Here is a 1,368-nt window from a genome sequence, read left to right on the forward strand (position 1 = left end):
GGTTTGGTGCCGGTGATGGCGCTGGCCGATCGGGCCGGTCTCGGCGCGCTGGTCGCCGAGCACGTGCGGGTGCCGGGGTCGGCCGGCGCGAACGGCCCGGGCAAGGTCGCTGCCGTGGTCGCGGGGATGGTTGCCGGTGCGGACAGCTTCGAGGACTTGGCCGTGCTGCGCCACGGCGGGATGGGCCGGCTGCTGGCCGCGGCGCCCGCGCCGACAACGCTGGGAACGCACCTTCGGGCCTACACCTTCGGTCACGTGCGTCAGCTCGACGCGGTCGCCTCCCGCCTGCTGGCTGCGCTCGCCGCGAGGACCCCGGTGCTGGCCGGGGTCGGTCAGGTCGCCTGGATCGACGTGGACGACACGATCAAGGCGATGCACGGCTACCAGCAGCAGGGAGTGGCCTACGGGTACTCGGGGGTCAAAGGGCTCAACGCCCAGCTCGCGGTGCTGTCCACCCCGATGGACGCGCCGCTGATCGCGGGTGTCCGGTTGCGCAAGGGCAACGTCGCCTCCGCGCACGGGGCACCCAAACTCATCGGCGACGCGGTCGCCACCGCCCGCCGCTGCGGCGCCGTCGGGCTGCTCACCGTCCGGGCGGACTCCGCGTACTACCAACGTGCGGTGGTGGCCGCGGCCCGCGCGGCAGGCGCCCGGTTCTCGATCACCGCCCGGGTCAACCCCCAGATCACCAAGGCCATCGCGAGCATCGCCGAGCACGCGTGGACGGCGATCAGGTACCCGAACGCGGTCTTCGACGAACAGGCCGGTGGGTGGGTCTGCGACGCGAGCATCGCCGAGGTCGCGTTCACCGCGTTCACCTCTCGGCCCGCCGCCGAGCACGTCACCGCCCGACTCATCGTGCGCCGCGTCAAACGCCTCAACCCGAGAACGAGCGCCGGGCAGGGCGAGCTGTTCCAGACCTACCGCTACCACGCGATCTTCACCGACTCACCCGAACCGATGCTGGACGCCGAGGCCCACCACCGCGACCACGCCATCGTCGAGCAGGTCATCGCCGACCTGAAGGCCGGGCCGCTGGCCCACCTGCCCTCGGGGACGTTCACCGCGAACGCCGCCTGGACCACCCTGGCCACCATCGCGTTCAACCTCACCCGCGCCACGGCAGCGATCGCCGGCACCACCATGGCCAGGGCAACGACAGCGACCATCCGCCGCCGCCTGATCCACATCGCAGCCCGCGTGGCCAGCACCGCCCGCCGCCTCCACCTGCACCTACCCGCGGCCTGGCCCTGGGCGCCCGCGTTCACCACCGTGTTCGAGGCGACCTGCCGACCACCACGAGCAGCCTCACCCTGACCACCCCGACCGAAACGGCCCCGAGGAACGACCCGCAGTGGAAACGCCGGG

Annotated in this window: 1 protein-coding gene; it reads left to right on the forward strand. The window is 72.5% G+C overall.

Annotation, left to right across the window (positions count from 1 at the left end):
* Positions 1-1,317 (forward strand): IS1380 family transposase (locus FH969_RS14915; RefSeq protein ID WP_425462474.1); only part of this gene is annotated, 1,317 nt, incomplete at its 5' end.
* Positions 1,318-1,368 lie beyond the last annotated feature (51 nt).

This window comes from Miniimonas arenae (genome assembly GCF_006351005.1).
In the GTDB taxonomy this organism is placed as follows: Bacteria; Actinomycetota; Actinomycetes; order Actinomycetales; family Beutenbergiaceae; genus Miniimonas; species Miniimonas arenae.